Source organism: Streptomyces sp. NPDC051218, from assembly GCF_044455475.1.
GTDB lineage: Bacteria > Actinomycetota > Actinomycetes > Streptomycetales > Streptomycetaceae > Streptomyces.
Genome location: NZ_JBITEU010000007.1, coordinates 230,524 through 252,271 on the forward strand (window position 1 = coordinate 230,524; position 21,748 = coordinate 252,271).

Genomic DNA, 21,748 nt, shown 5'->3' on the forward strand with positions numbered 1-21,748 from the left:
TCCTTCGCCGCTGTTTCACCGCTGAGTCCCTTGGAACTCAACGACGGTCGTCGACCGGACGCAACGGTGCCGCGGCGTGCCGCGGCGTGCCGCGGCGTGTGGCATCCCAGCGACCGGTCGGCTCCTTCGGTGCTGCCGGTGCTGCCGGTGCGGATGAGGACCCCGGAAGGTTCATCCGATCGGACGGGTGCGGGTGCCCGCTCTTTCGTCCAGGTACAGGCTCGGGCTGTGCCGCCTGGTGAAAACCTGAATCGGAGACGTGCCATGCCCCCTCCTTCCCGTCCCCCCGCACCCTTCGTTGCCGACTCGCCCGTCACGCGAGGCAAGATTCCGGATCATCTGCTACGGGTCAGCGATCTGGACCCGGGCGTCCTGCCGGCGCTGCTCGATCTGGCGGACGGCATGAAGCGCGAGCCGCTGGGCTGGCTCGACAGCCTTCGCGGGGCGACGGTCGGGTGTGTCTTCGAAAAGCCATCCACACGTACGCGGGTGTCGCTGGCCACAGCCGCTCAACGACTCGGCATGGCCGCCATCGTGCTGAACCGGAACGAGCTTCAGCTGGGGCACGGGGAGACCGTCGCCGACACCGCCCGCGTCCTGTCCTCCTACCTCGACGCCGTCACGGTGCGCACTTACGAGCACTCCACGGTGGAAGAGGTGGCTGAATCCTCCTCCGTCCCGGTCATCAACGCGCTGACCAACAGCCACCACCCATGCCAGTCCCTGGCCGATCTGATGGCCCTGCGCGAACACTTCGGGACACTGGCCGGATTGCGGGCCGCCTTCATCGGAGACGGGAAGAGCAACACCTGCAATTCCTTCCTCTCCGCATGCGCCGCCTCCGGCATGCACCTGGTCATCGCCAGCCCTCCCGGCTACGAGACCGACGCGGACCTTCTGGAGGAGGCACGGCAGACGGCAGACCAGGCGGGCGGGTCCGTCTCTGTCACCACGGAACCCGAGGACGCCGTCCGCGAAGCGCAGGCTCTCTACGCCGAAGTGTGGGTGGCCATGGACAAACACGACCAGGCCGCGGAGCGCACGACACATCTGGCGCGGTACCGGGTCGATGACCTGCTGCTGTCCCTCGCGCCCCAGGACGCGATGGTCCTGCACTGCCTGCCCGCCGTACGCGGGCAGGAGATCACCTCAGACATCCTCGACGGCCCACGCTGCTTGGCCTGGCAGCAGGCAGCGAACCGACTCCCCACCGCCCAGGCCGTACTCCACACCCTGATCACCACGTCCCAGCAGCGGGCCGGCTGAAGACAGCCGCCGAGTGGGGGGAGTGACGTAGACACTCGACTACGCCGGGGGAGGCTGACGCCGCGGGGTGATGGCATGATCACGGCGTGACCAGCCAACGTACCGAACCGAGTTCCGGGAAGTATGTCCTCTTTGACGTCGACGGCACGTTGATCGATGCGGTCGCCAACCAGCGTCGGGTCTGGGCGACGTGGGCGGCGCGCTACGGACTCGAACCTGCTGCGGTCTACCAAGTGGCGTTGCGGACGCGCCCTGTGGAGACATTTCTGGCGGTAGCCCCGGAGCGGGACCCGCGGGAGTGCCTGGCCGTGTTGCATGAACTGGAGGACGAGGACGTCCGGTCCGGTGTCTATGCCGCTTTCGACGGTGCGACGGAGTTGTTGTCCGCCCTGCCCTCGGGCTCCTGGGCGCTGGTCACCTCGAACTACGAGCACCGGGTGCGCGGGCGATTCGCCCGGACAGGGCTGCCGCTTCCGAACGTGCTCGTAGATGCCGCCGCCGTCGCGGAGGGAAAGCCGTCACCCGTCCCCTACCTGCTGGCGGCCGAACGACTTGGTGCCAAGCCAGAGGACTGCCTGGTCGTTGAGGACGCACTGTCCGGCGTCGAGTCCGGCCTGCGGGCCGGCATGACGGTGTGGGGAGTCAACGCCCAGGCACCAGTGGACGGTGTGCACCGCCACTTCGCGAGCCTGCGCGAGGCAGTACCCGACATCCTCGCCTTCGCGGCGAGCTCACATCGCCGGGTCTCCACCGTCTGAAAGACCGAGAGCAAGCACGTATAAAGAACCCCGCGGTCAAACGCCCGTCAGAACACGATCAAGCGCCGCCCGGCCCGCAGGGCCCCAGCGCGGCTTGCCGCCCGGAAGGCCTCGGTCTCCGTTCTGCCCCATGAGCATCAGGAACAGGCTCTTCATGGCGGCGAGCCCGCGGGCGCGCCGGATCGCCGCTTCGTCTGCGTGCGCGTACGTGTCGAAGAATCGTGGGGCTGTGCCTTCGGGTAGCAGCACCCATGCGGCGGCGAGGTCCCAGGCCGGGTCGCCGGCGAACATGGCACCGAAGTCGACGATGCCCGAGAGCGTTCCGTCAGAGACGACGACGTTCGCGGGATGAAGGTCGCCGTGCACCCAAACCGGCGGACCCTCCCACTCGGGGGCCGCGACGGCGTCGTCCCAGACAGCCCGGACGTCGGCGGCGATGTCGTCGGGCGTGACGGCTCGGAAGAAGTTCTCGAAGCCGTGCGTGCAGTGTTTGGGGTGAGCGCCGAAGTCCGCACTGCTCGGCGCCTCGGCGGGCGCCTCCACGTGAAGTGCCTTGAGGAAGCGCGCCAGCGTGTCGGCGGCGTGGTCGCCGCGGCTGATCGAGGCGTGGTCCAGTGGCTCGCCGGGGACCCACGTCATCACGGTCCAGTGCTTGGGGAAGCGCTCGGACGGTGCACCGAACCGCACGGGGTTCGGGACGGGGAGCGGCAGGCGCGGGGCCAGTACGGGCAGCCACTGCCGTTCCTTGAGCTGGAGCTCCGGGGTGGGGTCCATGCGCTGCATGCGTACGGCCAACTCGTCACCGAGGCGCCACATTTGGTTGCCCCAGCCGCCCGCGACCTCGCGGATGGCCAGCCCTGCGAGGTCTGGATGCTGTTCCCGTAGCAGGTCGCGGACCAGGTCTGCGGTGATCTCGATCTCGGAGTCGGTCATGCGAAGCCACAGTACTAATGCGGCAGACGGGAAGATGCGAAGCCCAGTTCCGTCACATCTGGCCGAAGGTGCGTCGGTAGGCGCCGGGTGTGGTGCCGAGGTGTGCTCGGAAACGGCGGCGCAGATTGACCGCCGAGGTGAGTCCGACGCGGCTGGCGATGGCTTCGACCGGCAGGTCGGTCTGCTCCAGCAAGACACGTGCCTCGTCGAGGCGTTGGCCGAGCAGCCACTGTCCCGGGCTGGTGCCGAGTTGTTCGGTGAACCGCCGAGCAAGGGTCCGGCTGGAAAGCCCAGCCTGTTCGGCGAGCCGGTCGAGGGTCAGTCGGGTGTCGAGTCGGGAGGCTGCCCACTCCAGTAGGGGTGCCAATGACTCGTCCGCCCTGGCCGGCGTGGACTGTGCGGCGTACTGGAGTTGGCTGCCCTCCCGGTGCGGCGGCAGGACCATGTTTCTGGCGATCTGGGCGGCGTAAGCAGAGCCGTGGTCGGAACGGACCAGGTGCAGGCACAGGTCGATGCCCGCACCGGTTCCGGCGCTGGTGGCCACGTCTCCGTGGTCCACGAAGAGCACATCCTGGTCGACGTGCACCCTGGGGAAGGCGGCGGCGAGCCGAGCGGTGTCTCGCCAGTGGGTGGTGGCGCGGCGGCCGTCGAGCAGTCCGGCCTGGGCGAGGACGAAGGCGCCCGTGCAGATGGCGACGATCCTCGCACCGCGCCGGTGGGCGGCCCGCAGCGCCGCGGTGACGGCCGGTGATGCGGTGGCGCCGGCCGGTTGCCAGCCGGGGACGACCACGGTGTCCGCTTGCTCCAAGGCCTCCAGCGCGGCGTCGACGACCATCGCGTAACCGGCGGTGGTCGGCAGCGGGCCGGGGTGCTCGGCGCAGATCCCGAAGCTGTAGCGGGGCGGACCTTCCTGCGGGGCGGTGCCGAAGACCTCGGTGACGCAGGAGAGTTCGAAGGGCGACTGAGGAGGATTGAGCAGGGCCACCACCCGATGAGGACGCATGGCAAGAATGTACCCCTGGGTGTCTTTCTCGACTCTCGGCCGGACAACCCACACGGGTCACAGTGGCCCGATGAGCGAAACCACTGGAATCACCGAAACCAGCGAGCCCTCCGAATCAACCGTGGTGAGGACCGTAGTCCAGGTGGACGGCGAGGCAGTCAGCTACTTGACAGCAGGGCGGCAGGACGCCACGCCCGTGCTGATGCTGCACGGAACGTACTGGAGCCGGGTCTGGCTCCCCGTACTCGGCCACCTCGCCGAAGCAGGGCTGCGGCCCCTGGCCGTCGACCTCCCCGGGCTGGGACGCTCAGGAGGCCGACTCACGCCGGAAACGGCCACGGTTCCGGCCCTCGCCGACTGGGTGACGAGATGCGCCGCCGCACTGAACCTCGCCGGCCCCATCGCCGTGGCAGGCCACGACATCGGCGGCGCCATCGCCCAGCACCTCCTCGCCCACAAGGGGCTCGACGTGTCCCGGCTGGCCTTGGTGAACTCGGTCCTCTACGACTCCTGGCCCGCGCCCCACGTGGCCCAATTCCGGGGCGGGGGTGCGGAAGAGGGCGTACTCGCCGCCCGTCGGCAGGCGATCACCAGAGTCCTGGCCGGTGTCGCCACTGAGCCGTTGATCACGGAGTACTTGGACCCGTGGACGGACGAACGAGTGCGCCGTTCCTGGATGGCTCTGGCAGCCGCCGCCGACAACCGATACACGCTCGACCTCGTCCCCGCCCTGAAGCGGTCCACAACGCCCAAGCTGTTGATCTGGGGGGAGGACGACCTCCACGAAACAGTGCAATACGCCGAACAGTTCGCCTCAGAGATGCACGACACGACGCTCATCCGCATCCCCAATGCGGACCACATCCCCACAGAGAACGCCCCCGACCAAATCGGCCGCGAGCTCGCCAACTTCTTCGCGACGCCGACGCCGACGCCTTCGAACTCGTAATGCGATCACGAGCTCGCGCTTTCGAGGCTGCGACTGTGGCGAGCCACGCCGAATACGACGGCCGAGCGATCCGGGACCCTGACGGGTTGGGCCGGCCGGCAGCTCTAGTGCAGAGGCCGCCAGGCAGGATGCAGCATCAGGGGTTCGCGTGGGTCCCCCCATGTCAGGCAGCCTTTCTCCAGTCCCGGCACCTGCCTGTCGGTGACCAGCGGTCCTCCGCCGTGTGTGATGCCCTCGACCGTCTGCTCCAGCAGGTCAGCGATCGACGCAAAGCAGGTACCGCCGATATGCAGGCCCGCCATCGCATCCCAACGGCCCACGGGACTCGGCGAAAGCGCGGCATCGACGTAACGGCCAAAGACACCCCCTTCCCAGTGCTCGCCCAAGAACGGCACCCACTGGATCCCCAGCGGTGTCGACTCGCTTGCGAAGCCGTCGGAGCTGAGGCGCGCATGGACAGCCCACTCCGGGGAGAGCAGATTCCCTTCCGGGATGAACCCGTGCGGGTTCAGGTCACCGTCGTCCTCGTCTTCCTCCGGCAGATCAACTGGCTGGAGCCCTCCACACAGCGACCACAAGGTCTTCAGCTCGGCCGGGAAGCCGTGCCCGGCGTAGTCGCGCAGCTTCTGCTCGGCTGCAATGACCTCCTCCGACGGTGCGGGCGGCAGCAGCGCCTCGCTCGACAACGGGGCGTGTTCCGCGAGCCAACTACTTATCTGTCCCCACGCTGCTGCGACTCTGTCCACGTTCATCTGATTAGACATGTCGGCCACACTAGCGAGCGCGGCCCTCTCGCCAGGGGCCTCCACCCGCCGACCGGGGCAGCGGCTCCGCCGTCGACAAGTCGGGTCAGTGCTGAAGCGCACCCACCGCTCAGCCCGCCCAGTCCCAGTCCTCGTCGTTACCGCCCCGCATGGTGCGCCAACCCTTGAAGTTTTCCAGAGCCATTCGCGCCAACTGGGCGTACTGCACCGGGCATTCCCACAACTCGCGGGCCGAGAGTTCGACGGGGACGGGGGTGTCGGGGTGGTCCAGGGGCGCGTAGAGGTGAACCACTGCGCGGCATCGGGACTGCACCGTTGAGTTGGCGGCGGACCATGGGTGTTGCGAGTGCTCGCAGGAGACATCCAGGTCGATGGTGTCAACGGCTTCGGCCAAGTCACGCGCATACGAGGGTGGTAGTCCCTCGTATGTCTGGGCAATGCCCATCCACATGCACAGGAACAGGCCGAGCCGCTCCTCTTCCCGCACCTGCCCGGAGAGCCAGCGGCGGGCGGACCACAAGGCGACCGGGCCGGTGTTGTTCTCCCAGGTACGGCGGATTGCCTCCTGCATGGCGACGATGTCGAGGCTGCCGCCGCCTTGGACGAACTGTGCGTCCAGATGGGACACATCGATGCCACCGAAGAGCTCCCGGTGCGCCTCGCGCATGCGCTCCAGGGCCTGATCGGCCAGGTCTGAGAGGAACCCCTCGCAGTCGAGCGCCGCCAGCTCGTCGGCGTTGAGGCCACCGTCCTCGGCGAAGGCGGCCCGGCCTGCCTCGGTCAGCATGCTCACCCCGGCCTCGACCGCGTACTCCGAGTCGAGGTCGACGGGGTGGGCATCCCCCGGGCAGGTGCAGGATGCCCGGTCCAACTCGGTACGGAACCCGTCCAGGACCTGTATGTAGGCCGCGAACAGGGACTTGTTGACGATGCGTGCGGCGACGTACCAGCAGGTTGCGTGGAGGAGGATCGTGTACCCGGTCCGCTCGCGGCGGCCCTGCGGGGTGGCGTTGCGGCCGAGTGCCTCCGCCGCGTCGTCGGCTAGGACAGTGAGGGTCGATTCCGGATCCACGTAGGGGTAGTCGCTGACGATCCCGGACAGGTCGGAGATCAGTTCGCGGCGGTGGTCGGCTTGCAGGGCGGGCGTCACTTCAGTCACATCCGTACCTGACGACCGGGCTGTACGGGGTGGTTCCCCAGAAGCGGAGAGGACGGTCGAGCGCCCGCAGTGTGTCGTGTGGCTTTCGGGAACCGTTCCCCCGGAGCCTGCGTGACCTGTTGAGGTGTTGTCGGCTGGTGGTGAGGGAGAAGTAATGAGTGCGCGCACGATGGTGAGCGTGGCGGTATCGGCCTGCGTGGTGCTGGTGGCGTGCGGGTGCGGTGCCGACGAGGCGGGGAAGGACGTCGACGCGAAGCCTTCGCAGTCGTCCATTTCCACACCCACAGGTTCCACGCACACGAGTAAGCCGTCGGCCACGCCGTCCGGTGCCGCCCGGACCGAGAAGCCCTCGGCCGAACCCACAGGCGACCAGCCCGCGCCCAGGACGAAGCAGGGCGCGATCAAGCGCTACGAGCAGTATCTGCATGCCCTGGGTCGTGAGGACATCGACACGGTCTGCGACGTGGCCAAGCCCGCTGCGAAGAAGGCCCAGGATCAGGGCTTCGGCCCGTGTACGTCGACGTACACCACCGTGTTCCAGATGATCTCGCCCGTACAGAAGCAGGCGCTGAAGACCGCGACGGTCGACCCGCAGCGGGTCGCCGTGCGCACGACCGACAAGGTCGAGATGCCGGTCGAAGCGGTCAAGGCTTCCGCCTCGTTCACCGAGAACGACCTGGGCAGTTACACGCTCGAGTACCTCGACAACGACTGGTACATCACCGAGTGAATCCGACGAACCGGGTGCCAAGCGCTACTTGGCGCTCGTGTTCCCCTCGCCGGTGAGGAGCGGGCGCGCAGGGCCCCACTTGCGCAGCGCGGCGTACCCCACGCCGATGGCCGCGGCTGTCGGTCCGCCCACGGCGCCGACGGCGGCCAGACCGCCGAGCCCGAGGTAGACGGGCATGCCGTCGCGAGAGGGCAGCGCCCGGCCCGCGGAGGCCAGGGGAGTGGAGACGGCGTCCACGAGACCGCGAGCCATGCGCTCGACCGGAATGGACATGGTGTAGCCGTCCTGTGAGCCGGAGCCTCGCGTACGGGGCGTGGATCCACCGGCGGAAGACTTGGCCTTCGCGGCGCTCTTGGTGGTGGCCTTCGTCGACTTGGAGGCCTTCGTCGAGCGGGAGGCCGTCTTCTTTGCCGCCGGTCGGGACGAGGTCTTCTTCGCCGAACGGGAGGCAGCCGTCTTCTTGGCCGGGGTCTGCTTGCGCGCTGTAGCCATTGGGCATTGCTCCTTCTGATCGCGGCAGATGTCCATCTTGAAATGGATCGTGCCGCCCCGCACCTCCGGCGCGTCCCGGTGTCACGGTGTGTAGCGCTCCAGGGGTGAGGTCGGGGGAGTGGACCTGTCAGTGCCCTTCCGGGCCTGCTGAAACATCCGAGCCTTGCGAGCCTTCTGGGCCTTCTGGGCTTTCCAAGTCTTCCGAGCCTTCCGCCTGCAAGCGCTCCTCGTCCGCACTTTTCGCCCAACGCGTGCCCGCCGTGATCGCGACTGCCGTGGCGGCCGCACAGGAGCCTACGGACACTGCCCAGGAACCGGCCCGCAGAGGGCGGCAGCCGAAGAAGCGGCTGATGACCGGCGTCTGAACCCCGGCCAGCAGGGCCAGGCCCGAAACCCCGCTGGTCAGAGTGACCAGACGGCTGTGGCGGGCCATCATCAGGGTCTGCCCCAATTGGGTGCCGATGAGCGCGACCAGGCCCATCGTGCTGGCCTCGTGCACGCGCCCGGTGGCTTTGCCCGCGCCCCAGGCGAGAGTCGCGCCCAGGGTGGTGGCCCCGCCGCGGACGGCAAGGGTGTGGGCCAGGGACGTACCCCAGACGGTGGTGACGGGGCCGGAGTGGAGCGGGTCTTGGGCGTACTCGTCCTGTTGCGGCTGTTGCGGCTGTTGCGGCTGTTGCGGCCGTTCGGGTGCTGAGTCCTGCATCTCGCGCTGCGTCTCGCCGCCCGCGGCGTCCCCGGCCCGGTCGCCGGGAGGAGGCGTGGACGGTGCCAGCGCGACCGCGAGGGCAGGCAGCATGTCGGTGAGCATGTTGACCAGGAGCAGCTGACGGGTGGACAGCGGCGAGCGGCCGTCGACCGCGGTGCCCAGGACGGTGAAGGCGACCTCGCCCGCGTTGCCGCCCACCAGGATGGACACCGAGTCCCGCACTCGGCCCCACAGGGCCCGGCCCTCGCTCATGGCGGTGGCGATGCGCGAGGGGTCGGCCTGGGTGAGCACCAGATCGGCCGCTCGGCGCGCGGCGGTCGACCCGTGTCCCGCGATGGCGATACCGACGTCGGCGAGGCGGATCGCGGGGGCGTCGTTGGTGCCGTCTCCGGTCATGGCGACGACGTGGCCGGAGCGTTGCAGGGCCTCGACGATACGGGTCTTGTGTTCCGGCGAGACGCGGGCGAACACGGAGGTCTGCGCGATACGGCGGTCGCGGTCGCGTTTGGGGAGCGTGTCGAGTTCCGCGCCGGTGAGTACCGACTCCGGTGCCAGCAAACCGAGTTGGGAGGCCACGGCGGTGGCAGTGACCGGGTGGTCACCTGTGATCATCACGCTGCGGGTGCCGGCTTCGGTGAGACGGCGGACAGCGTCGGCGGTTGTGCGCCGTGGGGCGTCCGCGAAGGCGAGGAATCCGATCAGGGTGAGGTCGTGGGTGAGGGCCGCGAGTTCGTCGCCGTGGTGCGTACGGTCGGCGGGCGGAGTTCCCTCGGCAACGGCGAGGACACGCAGGCCCGCTGCCGCCAGTTGCTGCACCGTGCGTTGTGCGCGCAGGCGTCGGGCGGCAGTGAGAGCGACCGTCTCTTGGCCCGCTTCCCACACCGCCGCGCAGCGTTCCAGGACGACTTCCGGGGCTCCTTTGACCTCCAGGTGCAGCTGGTCGTCGTTGGTGCCCAGCGCGGCCGCGTAACCGCGGTTGGTCTCGAAGGGCAGCTCCCGGATCAGCTGCCAGGCGTGGTCGGGCTCGCCGTGCTCGGCCACCGCCTCGATGACGGCCCGGTCGGTCGCATGAGCCACGGCTCGGGGTGAGTCGGGGTCGGCCTGAGGGCAGGCGCGGCCGCTGACGCGCAGCAGGCGGTGGGCGTGGGCGCTGTCGAAGGCCACTTCGCCGCCGTAGTCCGCGAGGCGTGTCACCGACAGCCGGCCCGCGGTGAGCGTTCCGGTCTTGTCGAAGGCGACGGTGTCGACGCGCCCCAGTGCCTCCAGGGCGCGGGCGGAGCGGACCAGGACTTCCTGGTTGCCGAGCCGCCGTGCGGCGGAGAGCTGGGCGGCCGTGGCAACAAGGGGCAGGCCCTCGGGGACCGCGGCGACCGCGATGGACACGCCGGAGCCGAGCGCCTGGCGCAGGGGCGCGCCGCGCAGCAGGGCGAGTCCGGTGACGAGCGCTCCCGCGGCGGCCGTCGCGGGCAGGGTGATGCGGGTGAGGTCGGCGAGGCGGGCCTGCACGCCGGTCGCGGGGGCGGCGCGCCCGGTCGCCGCGGAAGCACGGCCGGCTTCGGTGTTCGCGCCGACCGCGGTGACGACGGCGCACCCGTGCCCGGCGACCACGGTGGTTCCCTCGTAGACCATGCAGGAGCGGTCGGCCAGTGCGGCACCAGGGGTAGGGGCGGGGTCCTTGTCGACCGGCAGCGGTTCGCCGGTGAGGCTGGACTCGTCGACTTCGAGTTCGGTGGCACTGAGCAGCCGCGCATCGGCCGGTACGACATCGGAGGGGCCCAGCAGCATGACGTCGCCGACGGCGAGGCGGTCGGCGGTGACCGTCTCGAAGGGCTCCTTGGCCAGGGCAGCCGACCAGCCGCTGTCGCGCGGGGTGGCTGTCAGGAGGGCGCGGCGGACGGTGACGCGCTCGACGTCGAGCAGTTCGTTCAGGGCCTGTTCGGCCTTCATCCGCTGTGAGCCGCTGACCAGGGCGCTGCCCAGCATCACGCCGCCCACGAGGAGGGCGTCCACACGAGAGCCGACGACGGCGGAGGCGGCCGCGCCGAAGGCGAGCACCGGTGTCAGGGGATCTCGCAGTTCCTCGGCCACCGCCCGGGTGAGGGCGACAGCTTTGGGCGGCAGCAGGGAGTGGGGCGGCCGGGGCTTCGTCCGGCGCTGCGCGGCGTCGGCCGTGTCGTCGGCGGCAGGGTGCGAGGCAGCGTACTCGCGGACCCTGAGGAAGGTCGCGCGGGCGGTGAGGCTGTGCCAACTGCCGCGCAGTGCGGGCTTCGGTGCGGGCAGGGTGCCGACCTTGCGGGCGCTGATGACGCCTCCGAGCAGGGCGAAGGCGGCTGAGCTGTGCATCGGCGAGAGCTTGCGGCGCTGGTGCAGAGGGCTGGCGTCCACCAAGGTCAGCAGTGCGCCCATGGCTGCTCCGCCCAGGGCCGTCTTGGCCGAGCGGCGGCTGACACGGCGGGCGGGGCCCAGGGTGCGCAGGAGCAGCCAGGCGGAGTCCAGTTCGTAGGCGCAGATGAGGTCGGCCGACCAACTCGCTCCATGGGAGCCGTGCAGCACGGACACGCCGACATCCGCCAACGCCAGGGCGGTGTCCTGCCCGGCCGCGATCACCATGACGACGCGGCCCTCGGTCTGCAACTGCCGGACGCTGTCGGACAGATCGCCGGGCGGGAGTACCTCGTCGGCCAGCGGCAGCAGCTCGCCGATGCCGGCGTGCTCGGTGACGACCACGTGCTCGGCGTTGGACCGAGCTGCCTTGAGTACGGCCTCCGCCAGCGGATCGAGGCCACAGCCGATGGTGACCGTGCCGCAGTGACGCTCCTGCCTGTCGAGCAGACGGAAGGTCACAGTGCCGGTGCCGTCCAGGAGAGGACGCGCGTGCGCGCCCTCCAGCTCCAGGGTCCAGCTGTCCCTGCTCCACCGACGCTGTTTCTGAAGTGTCGTCACATCCCTGGCGCCGAGCACTCCTTGGGCGGTACGCCATACCTCCGTGTCGTCGACGTCCGTGTGCACCGACTGCGCCGACAACAGGACGGGGCGACTGCCGCACAACACGACGGAATCGATGATGACCGTGTCGACCCGGTCGAGCCGGCGCAGCACGGCGGCGTTCATCGGCAGCACTCCGCGCCGGGCCAGGCGCCAGTCCAGAACAGCCGCGTACCCTTCCCGACCGAGCCAGGCCGCCGGCGGCGCGGTCGTCATCAGGAGCTCGGTGGCCCGGAACGGACTGCGGGTCCCCAGGAGCAGCGCCGCCGCCCCGGCCAGGGAGCCGAGCGCGGTGCGGTCGGTGACTGTCTCGACGGGGCCGGACGGCAGCGGCTCCGGCCGTGAGGGGCGTTTGACGCACTCGTGCGGCAGTACCGACTGGATGGAGTGCAGATCCATCTCGTGCCGGGCCCAGGCGGCCCGCCGTGCGTGGGCCTCGACGATCTGAGCGCTGCGCCGCAGTACGTCGACGGCGATGGGCGCGGCGTTGTGGGTGAAGGCGTGGGCCGTGGTGATGGCCAGCGACAGCAGCAGATCGCCGCGGATGCGCCCCAGACGTTCTTCCACGAGGTGCCGAAGCCGCAGATGCGCTTCGGAGAGCACCAAGCACTCGCGGACCCCGTACGGCAGTGGCGGCACCCGCACGAGGCGTCCTGTGGCGGCGATGCCGAGTCCAACCAGGCCGACGGTGAGGGCGACATAGGCGGCCGTCTGCTCGATGTTGTCGGCGGGGTGCTCCTGCGGAGCAGCCGGGAACGCCTCGTCGGCCACACCGTGGGCGGCTTCCACGCCCTCGACGACCTCTTCGATGAGGTCAATGCCGACCCGGTTCTCGTTGAAGATGACCAGGAGCCGACGAGTCTCCGCGTTGGCCTCGGCCCAGTAGACGCCGTCGGTCTCCATCAGCGCCATGATCGCGGCCTTGAGGATGGTGCGATGCGCGGTACCCCGCCCGGTCAGGCCGCGGACCTGCAGATGGGCGTGACCGTCGTGCGACCAGACCTGACGGGCGACGTGGACATCACCCGAGTCAGCCAGCTCCGTGGCGATGGTCCTGAGGTGGTTCGGTGCGTCCGCGAGCAGCGATCCGAGCCGCTGGGGCGACGCCCCGGCCAGCAGCCGCACGGCACCCCCGCCGAACTCGACCACCGCGGCCCCACCGCGCGGCACCGCCTGCCCGGCCGCCCGGAGCCCGCCGTGCACCACACGCCCCACACTCGCGACGGCAGCCAGCGGCAGGCGCACGCTTGGGCGCAGGGGGAGCCGCATGCGAGCCACGTTTGAGGCCTCTCAGGGGGGCGACGTACCGGGGGAGTCGTAAAGGGACGGCAATGATCGATACGCCCAGCCTGCTCCGAGCGGCCGGGCAGCGGTCCGCTGGGTTCGGCCGAACAGCCGCGGTCTGACACACATACGTGTGTCGTGCAGGGGGGCGCACGCGAGGGACTGCGTGACGGCATCGAGCCATTAGTCGCGGGCCGGTGCGCAGAGCCTTCCGCGTGCGACCGGACTGCTGTGCGCGGCTCTGGTGGATCTGAGGGCCTGTTGGCGTGCCCGCTCGCTGGTCCGACTGTGGCGAAACGTCAGTCGCAGCCGTGGGCGTGGCGGATGAACTGTGGTCGCTCATCGACTCGTTACTGCCGGTGGTCACCCGCCTGGGGCGCCTGCCCCACGAGCTGCGCTGTGGCTCGGGGGTGGCAGCCGAGTGGGTTGCCGAGATCAGGACGGCGACGTATGCGGAAAGTGTGCCTGTACGGCGCCTCAGGAATCCCCGCTCAAGCCGCCGCCTCGGCGGTACGTCCCGACCGTGCGCCGGCTCGGGCTCGTTCTCGGACATGCGGATGCGGCCCGCGTCGGCGGACGTGGTGCCTGACGTCTGATCAACTGTGCGGCAGGGTAGGGGCAGAGGCATAGGGAGGGAGCGTGTGGACGGTCCCGTGGCGATCCTGTGCCCCGGTCGAGCTCCTGCCCTACGTCTCCTCGGGCAGGCAGGTGGCCAGCGCCCGCAACCCGGCCAGCACCTCGTCGGCGGTGGGCGCGGACTCGGGGTCGGTGAGATGCTGCATCATCAGGCCGCTGACCAGGGCGAGTTGCACTGATCCGAGGGTGCGGATGGTCTCCTCGGAGAGCTCGGTCTCGGCGGTTCCGGTGACCTCTCGCGCCATGCCACTGCGTCCTTGCCGCAGCCCCGCGGCCACCTGCTCACGTAGATCCGGATCCCGCTGCGCGCGCAGGACGGTCTCCAGATTGGCGATCCAGAAGGTTTTGTTGCCCGAGAACGCCTCGATCAGGCGACGCCACAGCGCGCCCAGATCGGTGTCGTCCGCCGACGGCCCGAAGGCCTGGCCTCCGGAGTCGAGTGCCTCGAAGAGCGCGTGGTTGAGCAGCGCCTCTTTCGAGCCGAAGTGATAGCCGATCGCCGCCATGCTGACGCCCGCCGCTGAGGCGAGGTCGCGGACCGTCGTGCGTTCATAGCCCTTCGTGAAGAGACAGTCTCTGGCGGCCTCCAGCAGCTTCTCCCGATTTCCCATGACGCGGACCCTAGCAACAACCTGCACGTTTGTGCCAGACGATCGCATTAGGCAATCGCCTCAGGCGAACGTCTTGCGCATCTGCCCAAATCTTGACTACGGTTCCGGGCATCGAACATCACGCCGATCCCGGAGGTCCTGGATGAGCACCACGAAGTCGCGCGTCGCCGCCATAGCCGCAGCTACCGTCTCCGCGACGCTCGCCGCCACGGTGATCACAGCCGGCCCTGCCTCCGCGCTCGCCGGCGCACACGTCTTCCCCACCCGGGTAGTGACCACCGAGGGGCCGGTACAGGGGACGGCCGCCGGCGCGGTGCGAACGTTCCAGGGCATCCCTTACGCGGCTCCGCCGACCGGAGAACGCAGGTGGAAGAAGCCGCAGCCCGTGCGCCACTGGTCGTCGCCGCTTGACGCCCGTACCCCGAAGAGCGCCTGCGCGCAGCCGACCGACCAGCCGATCGCGATCGAGGGCGGAGGCAGCGAGGACTGTCTCCACCTGAACGTCACCACTCCGGCCGGGCGGACCACTGGACCATTGCCGGTCATCGTCTGGATTCACGGCGGCAGCTTCACCTACGGCGACGGCGCCACCTACCGCGCGGCCAAACTGGCCGCCGCGCAACAGGGCGCGATGGTCGTGACGGTCAACTACCGGCTCGGCGCGTTCGGCTTCCTCGCCGCTCCCGGCCTGCGCGCACCAGCCAACCTCGGCCTTCTCGACCAGCAGGCCGCGCTGAAATGGGTCAAGCGCAACGCCGGTGCCTTCGGGGGCGACCCCGGCAATGTCACGATCATGGGACAGTCGGGCGGCGGCTACAGCGTCTGCGCCCAGTTGGTCTCGCCCGGCGCCCGTGGGCTCTTCAGCAAGGCGATCGTGCAGAGTGCGGGCTGCGTCGGGCCGGACGGCTCGTTCACCCGCACGCAGGCGGAGGCCAACGGCCTTGCCGTCGCCAAAGCCGCGGGCTGCGACGATCCGCGCACCGCAGACCCCTGCCTACGGCGCAGATCCACGGCCGACCTCACCAAGGCGTCCAGCTCAGGGCACAACGGCTACCGGCCCGTGGTGGACGGCAAGGTGCTGCCCGAGGCCCCGGCACGGGCGATCGCCGCCGGACGGTTCGCACGCGTACCGGTGTTGCACGGCTCCACTCATGACGAGATGAGCGGGCTGGCCGGCCTCGAAGAGATCCAGACAGGGAAGCCATTGACTGCTGAGGGGTACACCAAGAAGGTCACGGAGCAATTCGGAAAGGACGCCCATGCGATCCTGGCCGAGTACCCAGCAGCGAACTACCTGGCGCCCGGAGCCGCACTCTCGGCTGTGCTGACCGACTCGGAGTGGTCGACAGCGGCACTCGACACTCAGCGCGCGCTGGCCCGCCACACCCCCGTCTACGCCTACGACTTCGCCGAGGCCAAGGCCCCGTACTTCAAAGGCGTGCCACGGCCGGTGAGTTTTTCGCTCGGAGCCGGTCATATGACCGACCTGGCCTACCTGTTCGACAACGACCTGTTCGAGCCGCTCGACCCCGCGCAAGCCGGGCTCTCGGACACGGTGACCGCCTACTGGAGCCACTTCGCGCGCACAGGGCAGATGAACACGGACGGCATGCCCACGTGGAAGCGATTCGCGATGCGCACCCCGTACGTGCAGCGGCTCGCGTCCGGCCGTATCGGGCAGACGGACTTCGCAGCCGACCACCACTACGCCTTCTGGAAGGCGCTCGGCTCCGCACGGTGAGAGACCCGGCCGGGGCTGGGTCAGCCGACGATGGAGAAGAAGATCGTGTCCTGCGTGTACCAGTCGACGTCCTGCATCTCCCGCCAGTTGTCGTCCTCGGTGTCAAGCAGCTCGATGAGCTCGTTGAGGTCGTAGCGGAAGTCTGGATCGATCCGGTCCAGGACCGCGCGGTACGCGTCGGCCGCGGGCTTGGCCTGGTCGAGCGGCCAGCGGCCGATCTCCGGGGAGCCGTCGACGGGGGAGGGAATGTAGAAGGGGATCTGGGGCGGCCCGGCGTACAAGAAGTCGGAGGGCAGCAGGTCCCGGGGCACGCCCGCCTGTGTGAGTTGCTTGTCCAGCAGTCCGAAGAAGGTGGACGGGCTCGAATAGCTGCCGAGGGTGTTGGAGTCGGACCCGATGGAGTCGATGATCTTCTGCAGGGCGGTGTAGTACGCGTTGCCCGCGCACTCGGCATCGGAGTCGGCCCGCCCGGCTATCAGGTGCTCCAACGCCTCGGGGATCGTCAGCCCCCAGTCGACGCCCTGCCCGTCGAGGTCCAGCTGCTTGGCGTGAGCCCTTGCGCGGATGGAGCCCAGGGTGCGCTGCTGGTCCGCGGTGAGCTGGTCGGCGCCCATAAAGGCGACGACGCGGGCCTGGTCGGCGGTATTGAAGTTGATGACCTTACTCATGCGCGTCATCGTGCCATCCCGCACTGACACCACTGATGAGACAGGATGCGAACGGGCCTTGATCGAGGGCAGCTTGACGGTGGAGCTGACCAACTGCGCCGGGCTCACGGTGAAGTACGGCACCTGGCAATGGCCTTCCGGCAAGTGCCGCATCAGGCACCGCTCGCCCTGTCCCCGTTCTCCGGTGCTGGGGTGGTGGCGATCAGTCGTTTCCTGATCTCGTCGGCGCTCAGCACGAGTGCGAAGCCTTTGCGCAGCACGGCGAGTTCGGGTTCCTGGCGTGACTCGTCGTCGGTGGCGGTGGTGTCGGATCCGAAGACGACCTTGTAGCCGCGTTCGTATGCCTGTCGGGCCGTGGTGCCGCAGCAGTAGTTGGTGAGAGTGCCCGTGACGATGACCGTGTCGCAGCCGAGGTTGCGCAGCATCGTGTCGAGCGGGGTGTCGTAGAACGCGCCGTAGGAGGGCTTGCGGATCAGTGCCTCATCGGGGCGGCGGCCCATCGGAGCCCACACTTCGGCGGGACCCGGGCGGCGCCAGTCGGTGTCGGCATGCGGGAGGAAGCGCAGGGCGTGCGGCCGGTCCAGTCCGAGATGGGTGTCGTCGAAGATGGTCCAGATCACCGGGATCGAGGCGGCCCGGCAGTCTTCGGCCAGCCGCCGCAGCCGGGGTGCCATCCGGGTGGCTGCGGGCACCCAGTAAGGGCTCGCCCCGGGGCGGACGAATTCGTCCTGCATGTCGATGACCAGCAAAGCCGTGCGTTCGGGCCGTACGGCGAACGAGGCTTGGCCGTGCTCGTAGGCGTCGCGCGCTCGTGTGGTCACCCAGTCCTCGGTATACGCCATCCCTGCCCCCTATATCGATTCGAGGTACCTCGTTTCGATGTGCGAGAGTAGCAGCATGCTGGAACTTGCGATCCTGGGATTCCTGGCCGAGGGGCCGCTGCACGGCTACCAACTGCGGCACAAAATCGCGCAGTTGTCGGGTCATGCCCGTCCGGTCAGCGACGGCAGCCTCTACCCGGCGATCAACCGCCTGGTCAAGGCCGGTCTGCTCGACCGCACCGCTGAGCCAGGCGCCTCGGCCGCCCAACGGCACACCCTGGACCTGACCGCTACCGGCCGCACCGAGCTTCTGCGCCGGCTGCGGGAGGCCGGCGGCCTGGATATCAGCGACAGCACCCGGTACTTCACGGTCCTGGCATTTCTCTCGCAGCTTCCCGACCTCGCCGACCAGCACGCGGTGCTGCGCCGCCGACTGGACTTCCTGGAACAGCCCGCGAGCTTCTTCAATGACGGCGACCGCCTCCTGGGCGCCGAGGACACCGACGACCCCTACCGCCACGGCATGCTCACCATCGCCCGCGCCACCAGCCGCGCGGAACGGTCTTGGCTGCGGGGGCTGCTGGCCTGACACCCCACCATGGGCGGACCCCAGCGCGAAGAACCAGATAGCTGACCGGACAGGCATGACGCTGCAGAGTCGTGCTGGCGGCACGGAACAGAGACCCCGTGATCTAATCGCTGCGGCCATCGCGAGAAAGGCGGTTCGTGTCTACACGTGATGAACGGGAAGGCGTGACGCCGACTGAGAGCAGGAGGGAACAGAAACCTCCTGGCTTATGGGCCAACTCCAACTACCGGGTATTTCTGGTCATCCAGACGCTATCGGCTCTCGGGGATTCCTTCTCCTATGTAGCGATTCCACTCCTGGTCCTGCAAAGCACCGGCTCGGTAGTGCAGATGGGCCTCGTCACCGGCCTGACGGGCGTGGCCTCAATCATCACTGGATTGTTCGCCGGGGTGATCGTCGACCGGTTCGACCGGCGCAGAGTCCTCATGACCGCCGACTGGGCGCGTTGTCTGCTGTTCGCTCTTGTCCCGCTGGTCTGGTTCTTCGCCACCCCGATGTGGTTGATCTATGCGGTGGTCCCGGCCGCAGGCGCGTTCATGATGCTCTTCCGGGTGACCTATGTGACGGTCGTCCCCGCCATCGTCGAGCCAGGTCAGATCACCAAGGCCAACGGTCATCTTTTCGGTACTTACGCTGCTGCCAGCGCGGGCGGCCCAGCGCTGGCAGGATTCATAGCTTCCGCCTTCAGCCCAGCTGCAGCCATCGGCTTCGACTCCGCCACCTTCGCGCTCTCCGCCATCGGCATACTCTTCGTAAAGATCCGATCTGCCCACCGGACCCCCACCGACACTGGGACCGAAAGGGCCAGTGTGCGTGGCGAATTCCTCGCAGGCATACGGTTTTTGTGGGCCCATCCGGTACTACGCCCGCTGACTGCGCTGCTCTCCCTGCTGACCTTTCTCACGTACGGGCTCACCGACCTCATCATCTTCCTCGTCAAGGAGGATCTCGGGCACCCCGACAGCACCGTCGGCTTCGTCCTGAGCGCCGGCACGCTCGGTACCTGCCTGGCATCCTTCGCCGTCGCGCGAGTTCGCGAACGCTTCGGCTTCGGCGTCAGCTGGATCGGAGCCTTCGTGCTGTGCGGGACCGCCGTGCTGTGCCTGGGCCTGTCGGAGAGCGTCGTCGTGGTCGGGGTGCTCGCTGCCGCGATGCTGTTCTGTACCGGCATCGCGGGTACTTGCTCCATGTCACTGCGCCAGGAGGTCACCCCCAGCCATCTCTTGGGACGGGTGACTGCCGCGTTCTGGACGACCCACTCCGCACTCGGCCCGCTGGGAGCTGCCGCAGTCACGGCTGCGGCAGCCGGGGTCGGTGTCACCGTGACGTGCCTGGGTATCGGCGTCACCGTGGTGTGCGTCGCCCTGGCCGGAGTCCTGACGGGGGTCGGGAAGAGTCGTCCGGGTCGATCGGCTGTGCAGGGCGTGTGACATAGGCAGGTCATCCGCGGCAGGTCATCCGGCGCCGTGGAGAACACCGGCCGCCGCAGTCACGCTCCTGCATTCTGGTGATGAGGAGCGTGTCGGGCGACCGGTCGCGTCGTATTCCCGGTGTCAGTTCTATGTTGCCCGCACAGCGCAGAAGTTCGGGCTCCTTCAAGGCCCGGCGCGTCACCAAGGAGAAGCGAAGTCATGGTTCGTAGTGCTGTGAGCGGGTGTGCGGTGGTTGCTCTCGCCTCTGTGGCGTTCACTGGTGTCGCGCCGGCATCGGCGTCTGATGCTCCGAGGGCGGAGCCGAGGGTCACGGTCACCCCGGCCTCGGTCAAGCAGAAGGCTGCGGTGACGGTGCGGGTGGTGAACGTCCCCAAGACATGCCGTGCGGTGCAGGCGAAGTCCGACGCGTTCGCCAAGCCGGTGATGCTGGCGAAGAAGACCAAGCCGCTGATGTACACCGGCCAGGCGGCCGTGAAGGCGAACGCTGCTCCCGGTAGTCACCAGGTCGTGGTGGGCGGAATCGGCTGTGGCAAGTGGGTGGCGAAGGGCACGTTCACTGTTCCCGCGGCGCCCAACTCGAAGGTGGTCAAGGGAACCGTCACCTCGAAGGCCGGGCTGTTCGTACGTCGGCAGCCGACCTCCAACTCGCCCGCGACCGGGACGTACCGCTACCGGCAGACCATCGCTCTTGTCTGCAAGAAGGCCGGGCAGCCGGTCGCCGGCAACCGGACCTGGTACCGGGTCAACGTGCCCAAGGGATGGGTCACCGCTCGCTACGTGAAGGCGCAGGGCTTCGTGCCCAACTGCAAGTAAATGCAGGGGGATTGGGCCTTGTAGGAGGCTTGCAGTGTCCGGCCGTCGCGCGGGTGCGGCGGCCGGATCTGTGTAGGTCCGTCTTGAGGGGGACTCCCGGAGACGCTCACGCGACGGGTCGAGACCATGGCCTGCTTCGGTAGGAACTCCATGGCCTGCCTCGCCGGGAACTCCGTCAGGTCGTGCTCGGCCTTCGAGTGCACAGAGCCGTCACCCCTTAACAGCTGTCGCACTGGAGGGGTGAGAATGCCTCGACGCAGACGTTCGGGATCTCCACGCCCGACGAGGCACTCGCCGACTTGCGCGAACGGCTCGCGCGCACCCGGTTTCGCGAGGATCTGCCCGGTGAGAGCTGGGACCGGGGGACGCCGCAGCCCTGGCTGCGGCAACTCGTCGAGCACTGGTTGCACGCTACGACTGGCGCCGCACCGAGGCGGAACTCAACGCCCTGCCTCAGGTCATCGGCGACGTCGCAGGGCTGCGAGTGCACGCCTTCGTGGTGCGCTCACGGCATGAGGACGCCACGCCGCTGCTGCTGTGCCACGGCTGGCCGGGCTCGGTGGTGGAGTTCCTCGACTGTGTGCCTGTGTGCCCGCGCTGACCGACCCCGTCGCGCACGGCGGACGCGCCGAGGACGCCTTTCACGTGGTGCTCCCTTCGATGCCCGGTTTCGGACTGTCCGGGCCGACCTCAGTGGCCGGCGCCGATGTGGTCGCCATTGCCGACACGTTCGCCGCTCTGATGGGTGAGCTCGGCTACTCCCGCTTCGCGTGGCCCAGGGCGGGGACTGGGGAGCCTTCGTAGTGCGTCAGCTGGGTCTGGCGCACGCCGACCGGCTGCTGGGAGCGCACATCAACTTCCCCTGGGCAGTGCCCCCGCCGGGCATCGAGGATCCTGAGGCCGAGGCGACACCGGCTGAACGCGAGGCGCTGGAACGCAACATCAGGGTGTACGGCGCGGACAACGGCTACTACATCCAGCAGGCCACCCGGCCACACAGCATCGGCGCGGCCCTTGAGGATTCCCCGGCAGGGCTGGCGGCCTGGCTGCTGGAGAAGTTCCACACCTGGTCCGACACCCGGGAGGGGCTCCCCTTCACGCTCGACCGGCTGCTGGACAACACCATGCTCTACTGGCTCACCGGACTGCCACATCGTCCGCCCGTCTGTATGCGGAGTCGGCGGCGTACGGCTCCGATGCGCAGGTATGGGGCCGCAGGGTGGACGTGCCCACCGGCATCGCGCTCTATCCGCGGGAGAAGACCCGGGCTCCGCGCCGGTGGAGCGAACGCCAGTGGAACGTCGTGCACTGGGCGGAACAGCCGCGCGGCGGCCACTTCGCGGCCTTCGAGCAGCCTGACCTCTTCACCGCCGACCTGCAGGACTTCGCCCGAAAGCTGCGGTGATT

Annotated in this window: 19 protein-coding genes and 1 pseudogene; 11 read left to right on the forward strand and 9 right to left on the reverse strand. The window is 68.9% G+C overall.

Going from position 1 to position 21,748, the window contains the following annotated elements; translation table 11 throughout:
- The first annotated feature begins 264 nt into the window (after positions 1-264).
- Together argF and ACIBCK_RS22265 are read left to right on the forward strand one after the other, a co-directional pair.
- Positions 265-1,266 (forward strand): ornithine carbamoyltransferase, encoded by a 1,002-nt coding sequence (argF, locus tag ACIBCK_RS22260; protein WP_399392711.1) that lies wholly within the window; start codon positions 265-267, stop codon positions 1,264-1,266.
- Positions 1,267-1,352: 86 nt separating this feature from the next.
- Positions 1,353-2,024 carry an HAD family hydrolase gene (locus ACIBCK_RS22265; protein ID WP_399392713.1) on the forward strand — a complete coding sequence of 224 codons (672 nt, stop codon included), beginning with the start codon at positions 1,353-1,355 and terminating at the stop codon, positions 2,022-2,024.
- A 36-nt stretch (positions 2,025-2,060) separates the two neighbouring features.
- Here the strand turns inward: ACIBCK_RS22265 and ACIBCK_RS22270 are convergent, their stop codons facing one another.
- Positions 2,061-2,957, reverse strand: coding sequence for an aminoglycoside phosphotransferase family protein (locus ACIBCK_RS22270; RefSeq protein ID WP_399392715.1), 897 nt, complete (start codon positions 2,955-2,957; stop codon positions 2,061-2,063).
- A gap of 52 nt (positions 2,958-3,009) precedes the next feature.
- Positions 3,010-3,960 (reverse strand): GlxA family transcriptional regulator, encoded by a 951-nt coding sequence (locus tag ACIBCK_RS22275; protein ID WP_399392717.1) that lies wholly within the window; start codon positions 3,958-3,960, stop codon positions 3,010-3,012.
- A 70-nt stretch (positions 3,961-4,030) separates the two neighbouring features.
- On the opposite strand from ACIBCK_RS22275, the gene ACIBCK_RS22280 reads away from it, so the two are divergent.
- On the forward strand, positions 4,031-4,909 hold the full coding sequence (locus ACIBCK_RS22280; protein WP_399392718.1) for an alpha/beta fold hydrolase: 879 nt from the start codon (positions 4,031-4,033) through the stop codon (positions 4,907-4,909).
- Between the two features lie 104 nt (positions 4,910-5,013).
- On the opposite strand, the gene ACIBCK_RS22285 is transcribed toward ACIBCK_RS22280, so the two are convergent.
- Complete coding sequence (locus ACIBCK_RS22285; protein ID WP_399392720.1) at positions 5,014-5,673, reverse strand: hypothetical protein; 660 nt, start codon at positions 5,671-5,673, stop codon at positions 5,014-5,016.
- A gap of 109 nt (positions 5,674-5,782) precedes the next feature.
- Entirely contained in the window at positions 5,783-6,832 is a 1,050-nt protein-coding gene (locus tag ACIBCK_RS22290; protein ID WP_399392722.1) for a hypothetical protein, read from the reverse strand.
- A 154-nt stretch (positions 6,833-6,986) separates the two neighbouring features.
- Between ACIBCK_RS22290 and ACIBCK_RS22295 the strand changes: the two genes are divergently transcribed.
- Positions 6,987-7,562 carry a hypothetical protein gene (locus tag ACIBCK_RS22295; RefSeq protein WP_399392724.1) on the forward strand — a complete coding sequence of 192 codons (576 nt, stop codon included), beginning with the start codon at positions 6,987-6,989 and terminating at the stop codon, positions 7,560-7,562.
- Positions 7,563-7,586: 24 nt separating this feature from the next.
- Here ACIBCK_RS22295 and ACIBCK_RS22300 read toward each other — a convergent pair whose 3' ends face one another.
- The 3 genes from ACIBCK_RS22300 to ACIBCK_RS22310 all read right to left on the reverse strand — a co-directional run bounded on the left by ACIBCK_RS22300 (position 7,587) and on the right by ACIBCK_RS22310 (position 14,276).
- A complete protein-coding gene (locus ACIBCK_RS22300; RefSeq protein ID WP_399392726.1) occupies positions 7,587-8,054 on the reverse strand; it encodes a hypothetical protein in 468 nt (155 codons plus the stop codon).
- Between the two features lie 127 nt (positions 8,055-8,181).
- Complete coding sequence (locus ACIBCK_RS22305; protein WP_399392727.1) at positions 8,182-13,014, reverse strand: cation-translocating P-type ATPase; 4,833 nt, start codon at positions 13,012-13,014, stop codon at positions 8,182-8,184.
- 701 nt (positions 13,015-13,715) lie between these two features.
- A complete protein-coding gene (locus ACIBCK_RS22310) occupies positions 13,716-14,276 on the reverse strand; it encodes a TetR/AcrR family transcriptional regulator (RefSeq protein ID WP_399392729.1) in 561 nt (186 codons plus the stop codon).
- A gap of 142 nt (positions 14,277-14,418) precedes the next feature.
- Between ACIBCK_RS22310 and ACIBCK_RS22315 the strand changes: the two genes are divergently transcribed.
- Positions 14,419-16,017 (forward strand): carboxylesterase/lipase family protein, encoded by a 1,599-nt coding sequence (locus tag ACIBCK_RS22315; protein WP_399392731.1) that lies wholly within the window; start codon positions 14,419-14,421, stop codon positions 16,015-16,017.
- A gap of 20 nt (positions 16,018-16,037) precedes the next feature.
- Here the strand turns inward: ACIBCK_RS22315 and ACIBCK_RS22320 are convergent, their stop codons facing one another.
- Together ACIBCK_RS22320 and ACIBCK_RS22325 are read right to left on the reverse strand one after the other, a co-directional pair.
- A complete protein-coding gene (locus ACIBCK_RS22320; RefSeq protein ID WP_399392732.1) occupies positions 16,038-16,685 on the reverse strand; it encodes a hypothetical protein in 648 nt (215 codons plus the stop codon).
- 152 nt (positions 16,686-16,837) lie between these two features.
- Positions 16,838-17,506 (reverse strand): cysteine hydrolase family protein, encoded by a 669-nt coding sequence (locus ACIBCK_RS22325; RefSeq protein WP_399392734.1) that lies wholly within the window; start codon positions 17,504-17,506, stop codon positions 16,838-16,840.
- 76 nt (positions 17,507-17,582) lie between these two features.
- Between ACIBCK_RS22325 and ACIBCK_RS22330 the strand changes: the two genes are divergently transcribed.
- From ACIBCK_RS22330 to ACIBCK_RS22355, 6 genes and pseudogenes are all read left to right on the forward strand, one after another.
- Positions 17,583-18,095 (forward strand): PadR family transcriptional regulator, encoded by a 513-nt coding sequence (locus tag ACIBCK_RS22330; protein WP_399392736.1) that lies wholly within the window; start codon positions 17,583-17,585, stop codon positions 18,093-18,095.
- A 137-nt stretch (positions 18,096-18,232) separates the two neighbouring features.
- A complete protein-coding gene (locus ACIBCK_RS22335) occupies positions 18,233-19,525 on the forward strand; it encodes an MFS transporter (protein ID WP_399392738.1) in 1,293 nt (430 codons plus the stop codon).
- 201 nt (positions 19,526-19,726) lie between these two features.
- Positions 19,727-20,341 (forward strand): SH3 domain-containing protein, encoded by a 615-nt coding sequence (locus ACIBCK_RS22340; protein ID WP_399392740.1) that lies wholly within the window; start codon positions 19,727-19,729, stop codon positions 20,339-20,341.
- Between the two features lie 269 nt (positions 20,342-20,610).
- Positions 20,611-20,942, forward strand: a pseudogene (locus tag ACIBCK_RS22345) (epoxide hydrolase N-terminal domain-containing protein).
- Positions 20,930-21,145: an alpha/beta fold hydrolase gene (locus ACIBCK_RS22350; RefSeq protein WP_399392742.1), complete on the forward strand. Its 216-nt coding sequence runs from the start codon at positions 20,930-20,932 to the stop codon at positions 21,143-21,145. The pseudogene ACIBCK_RS22345 and the gene ACIBCK_RS22350 overlap by 13 nt, the downstream one beginning before the upstream one ends.
- A 415-nt stretch (positions 21,146-21,560) precedes the next feature.
- A complete protein-coding gene (locus tag ACIBCK_RS22355) occupies positions 21,561-21,746 on the forward strand; it encodes a hypothetical protein (protein WP_399392744.1) in 186 nt (61 codons plus the stop codon).
- The last annotated feature ends 2 nt before the right edge of the window (positions 21,747-21,748 follow it).

What these genes read in the sequence shown, in the direction of transcription:
- argF (WP_399392711.1), top strand. Translation starts at nt 265, where the DNA reads ATGCCCCCTCCTTCCCGTCCCCCCGCACCCTTCGTTGCCGACTCGCCC.
- ACIBCK_RS22270 (WP_399392715.1), bottom strand. Translation starts at nt 2,957, where the DNA reads ATGACCGACTCCGAGATCGAGATCACCGCAGACCTGGTCCGCGACCTG.
- ACIBCK_RS22275 (WP_399392717.1), bottom strand. Translation starts at nt 3,960, where the DNA reads ATGCGTCCTCATCGGGTGGTGGCCCTGCTCAATCCTCCTCAGTCGCCC.
- ACIBCK_RS22280 (WP_399392718.1), top strand. Translation starts at nt 4,031, where the DNA reads ATGAGCGAAACCACTGGAATCACCGAAACCAGCGAGCCCTCCGAATCA.
- ACIBCK_RS22285 (WP_399392720.1), bottom strand. Translation starts at nt 5,673, where the DNA reads ATGTCTAATCAGATGAACGTGGACAGAGTCGCAGCAGCGTGGGGACAG.
- ACIBCK_RS22295 (WP_399392724.1), top strand. Translation starts at nt 6,987, where the DNA reads ATGAGTGCGCGCACGATGGTGAGCGTGGCGGTATCGGCCTGCGTGGTG.
- ACIBCK_RS22300 (WP_399392726.1), bottom strand. Translation starts at nt 8,054, where the DNA reads ATGGCTACAGCGCGCAAGCAGACCCCGGCCAAGAAGACGGCTGCCTCC.
- ACIBCK_RS22305 (WP_399392727.1), bottom strand. Translation starts at nt 13,014, where the DNA reads ATGCGGCTCCCCCTGCGCCCAAGCGTGCGCCTGCCGCTGGCTGCCGTC.
- ACIBCK_RS22310 (WP_399392729.1), bottom strand. Translation starts at nt 14,276, where the DNA reads ATGGGAAATCGGGAGAAGCTGCTGGAGGCCGCCAGAGACTGTCTCTTC.
- ACIBCK_RS22315 (WP_399392731.1), top strand. Translation starts at nt 14,419, where the DNA reads ATGAGCACCACGAAGTCGCGCGTCGCCGCCATAGCCGCAGCTACCGTC.
- ACIBCK_RS22320 (WP_399392732.1), bottom strand. Translation starts at nt 16,685, where the DNA reads ATGAGTAAGGTCATCAACTTCAATACCGCCGACCAGGCCCGCGTCGTC.
- ACIBCK_RS22330 (WP_399392736.1), top strand. Translation starts at nt 17,583, where the DNA reads ATGCTGGAACTTGCGATCCTGGGATTCCTGGCCGAGGGGCCGCTGCAC.
- ACIBCK_RS22340 (WP_399392740.1), top strand. Translation starts at nt 19,727, where the DNA reads ATGGTTCGTAGTGCTGTGAGCGGGTGTGCGGTGGTTGCTCTCGCCTCT.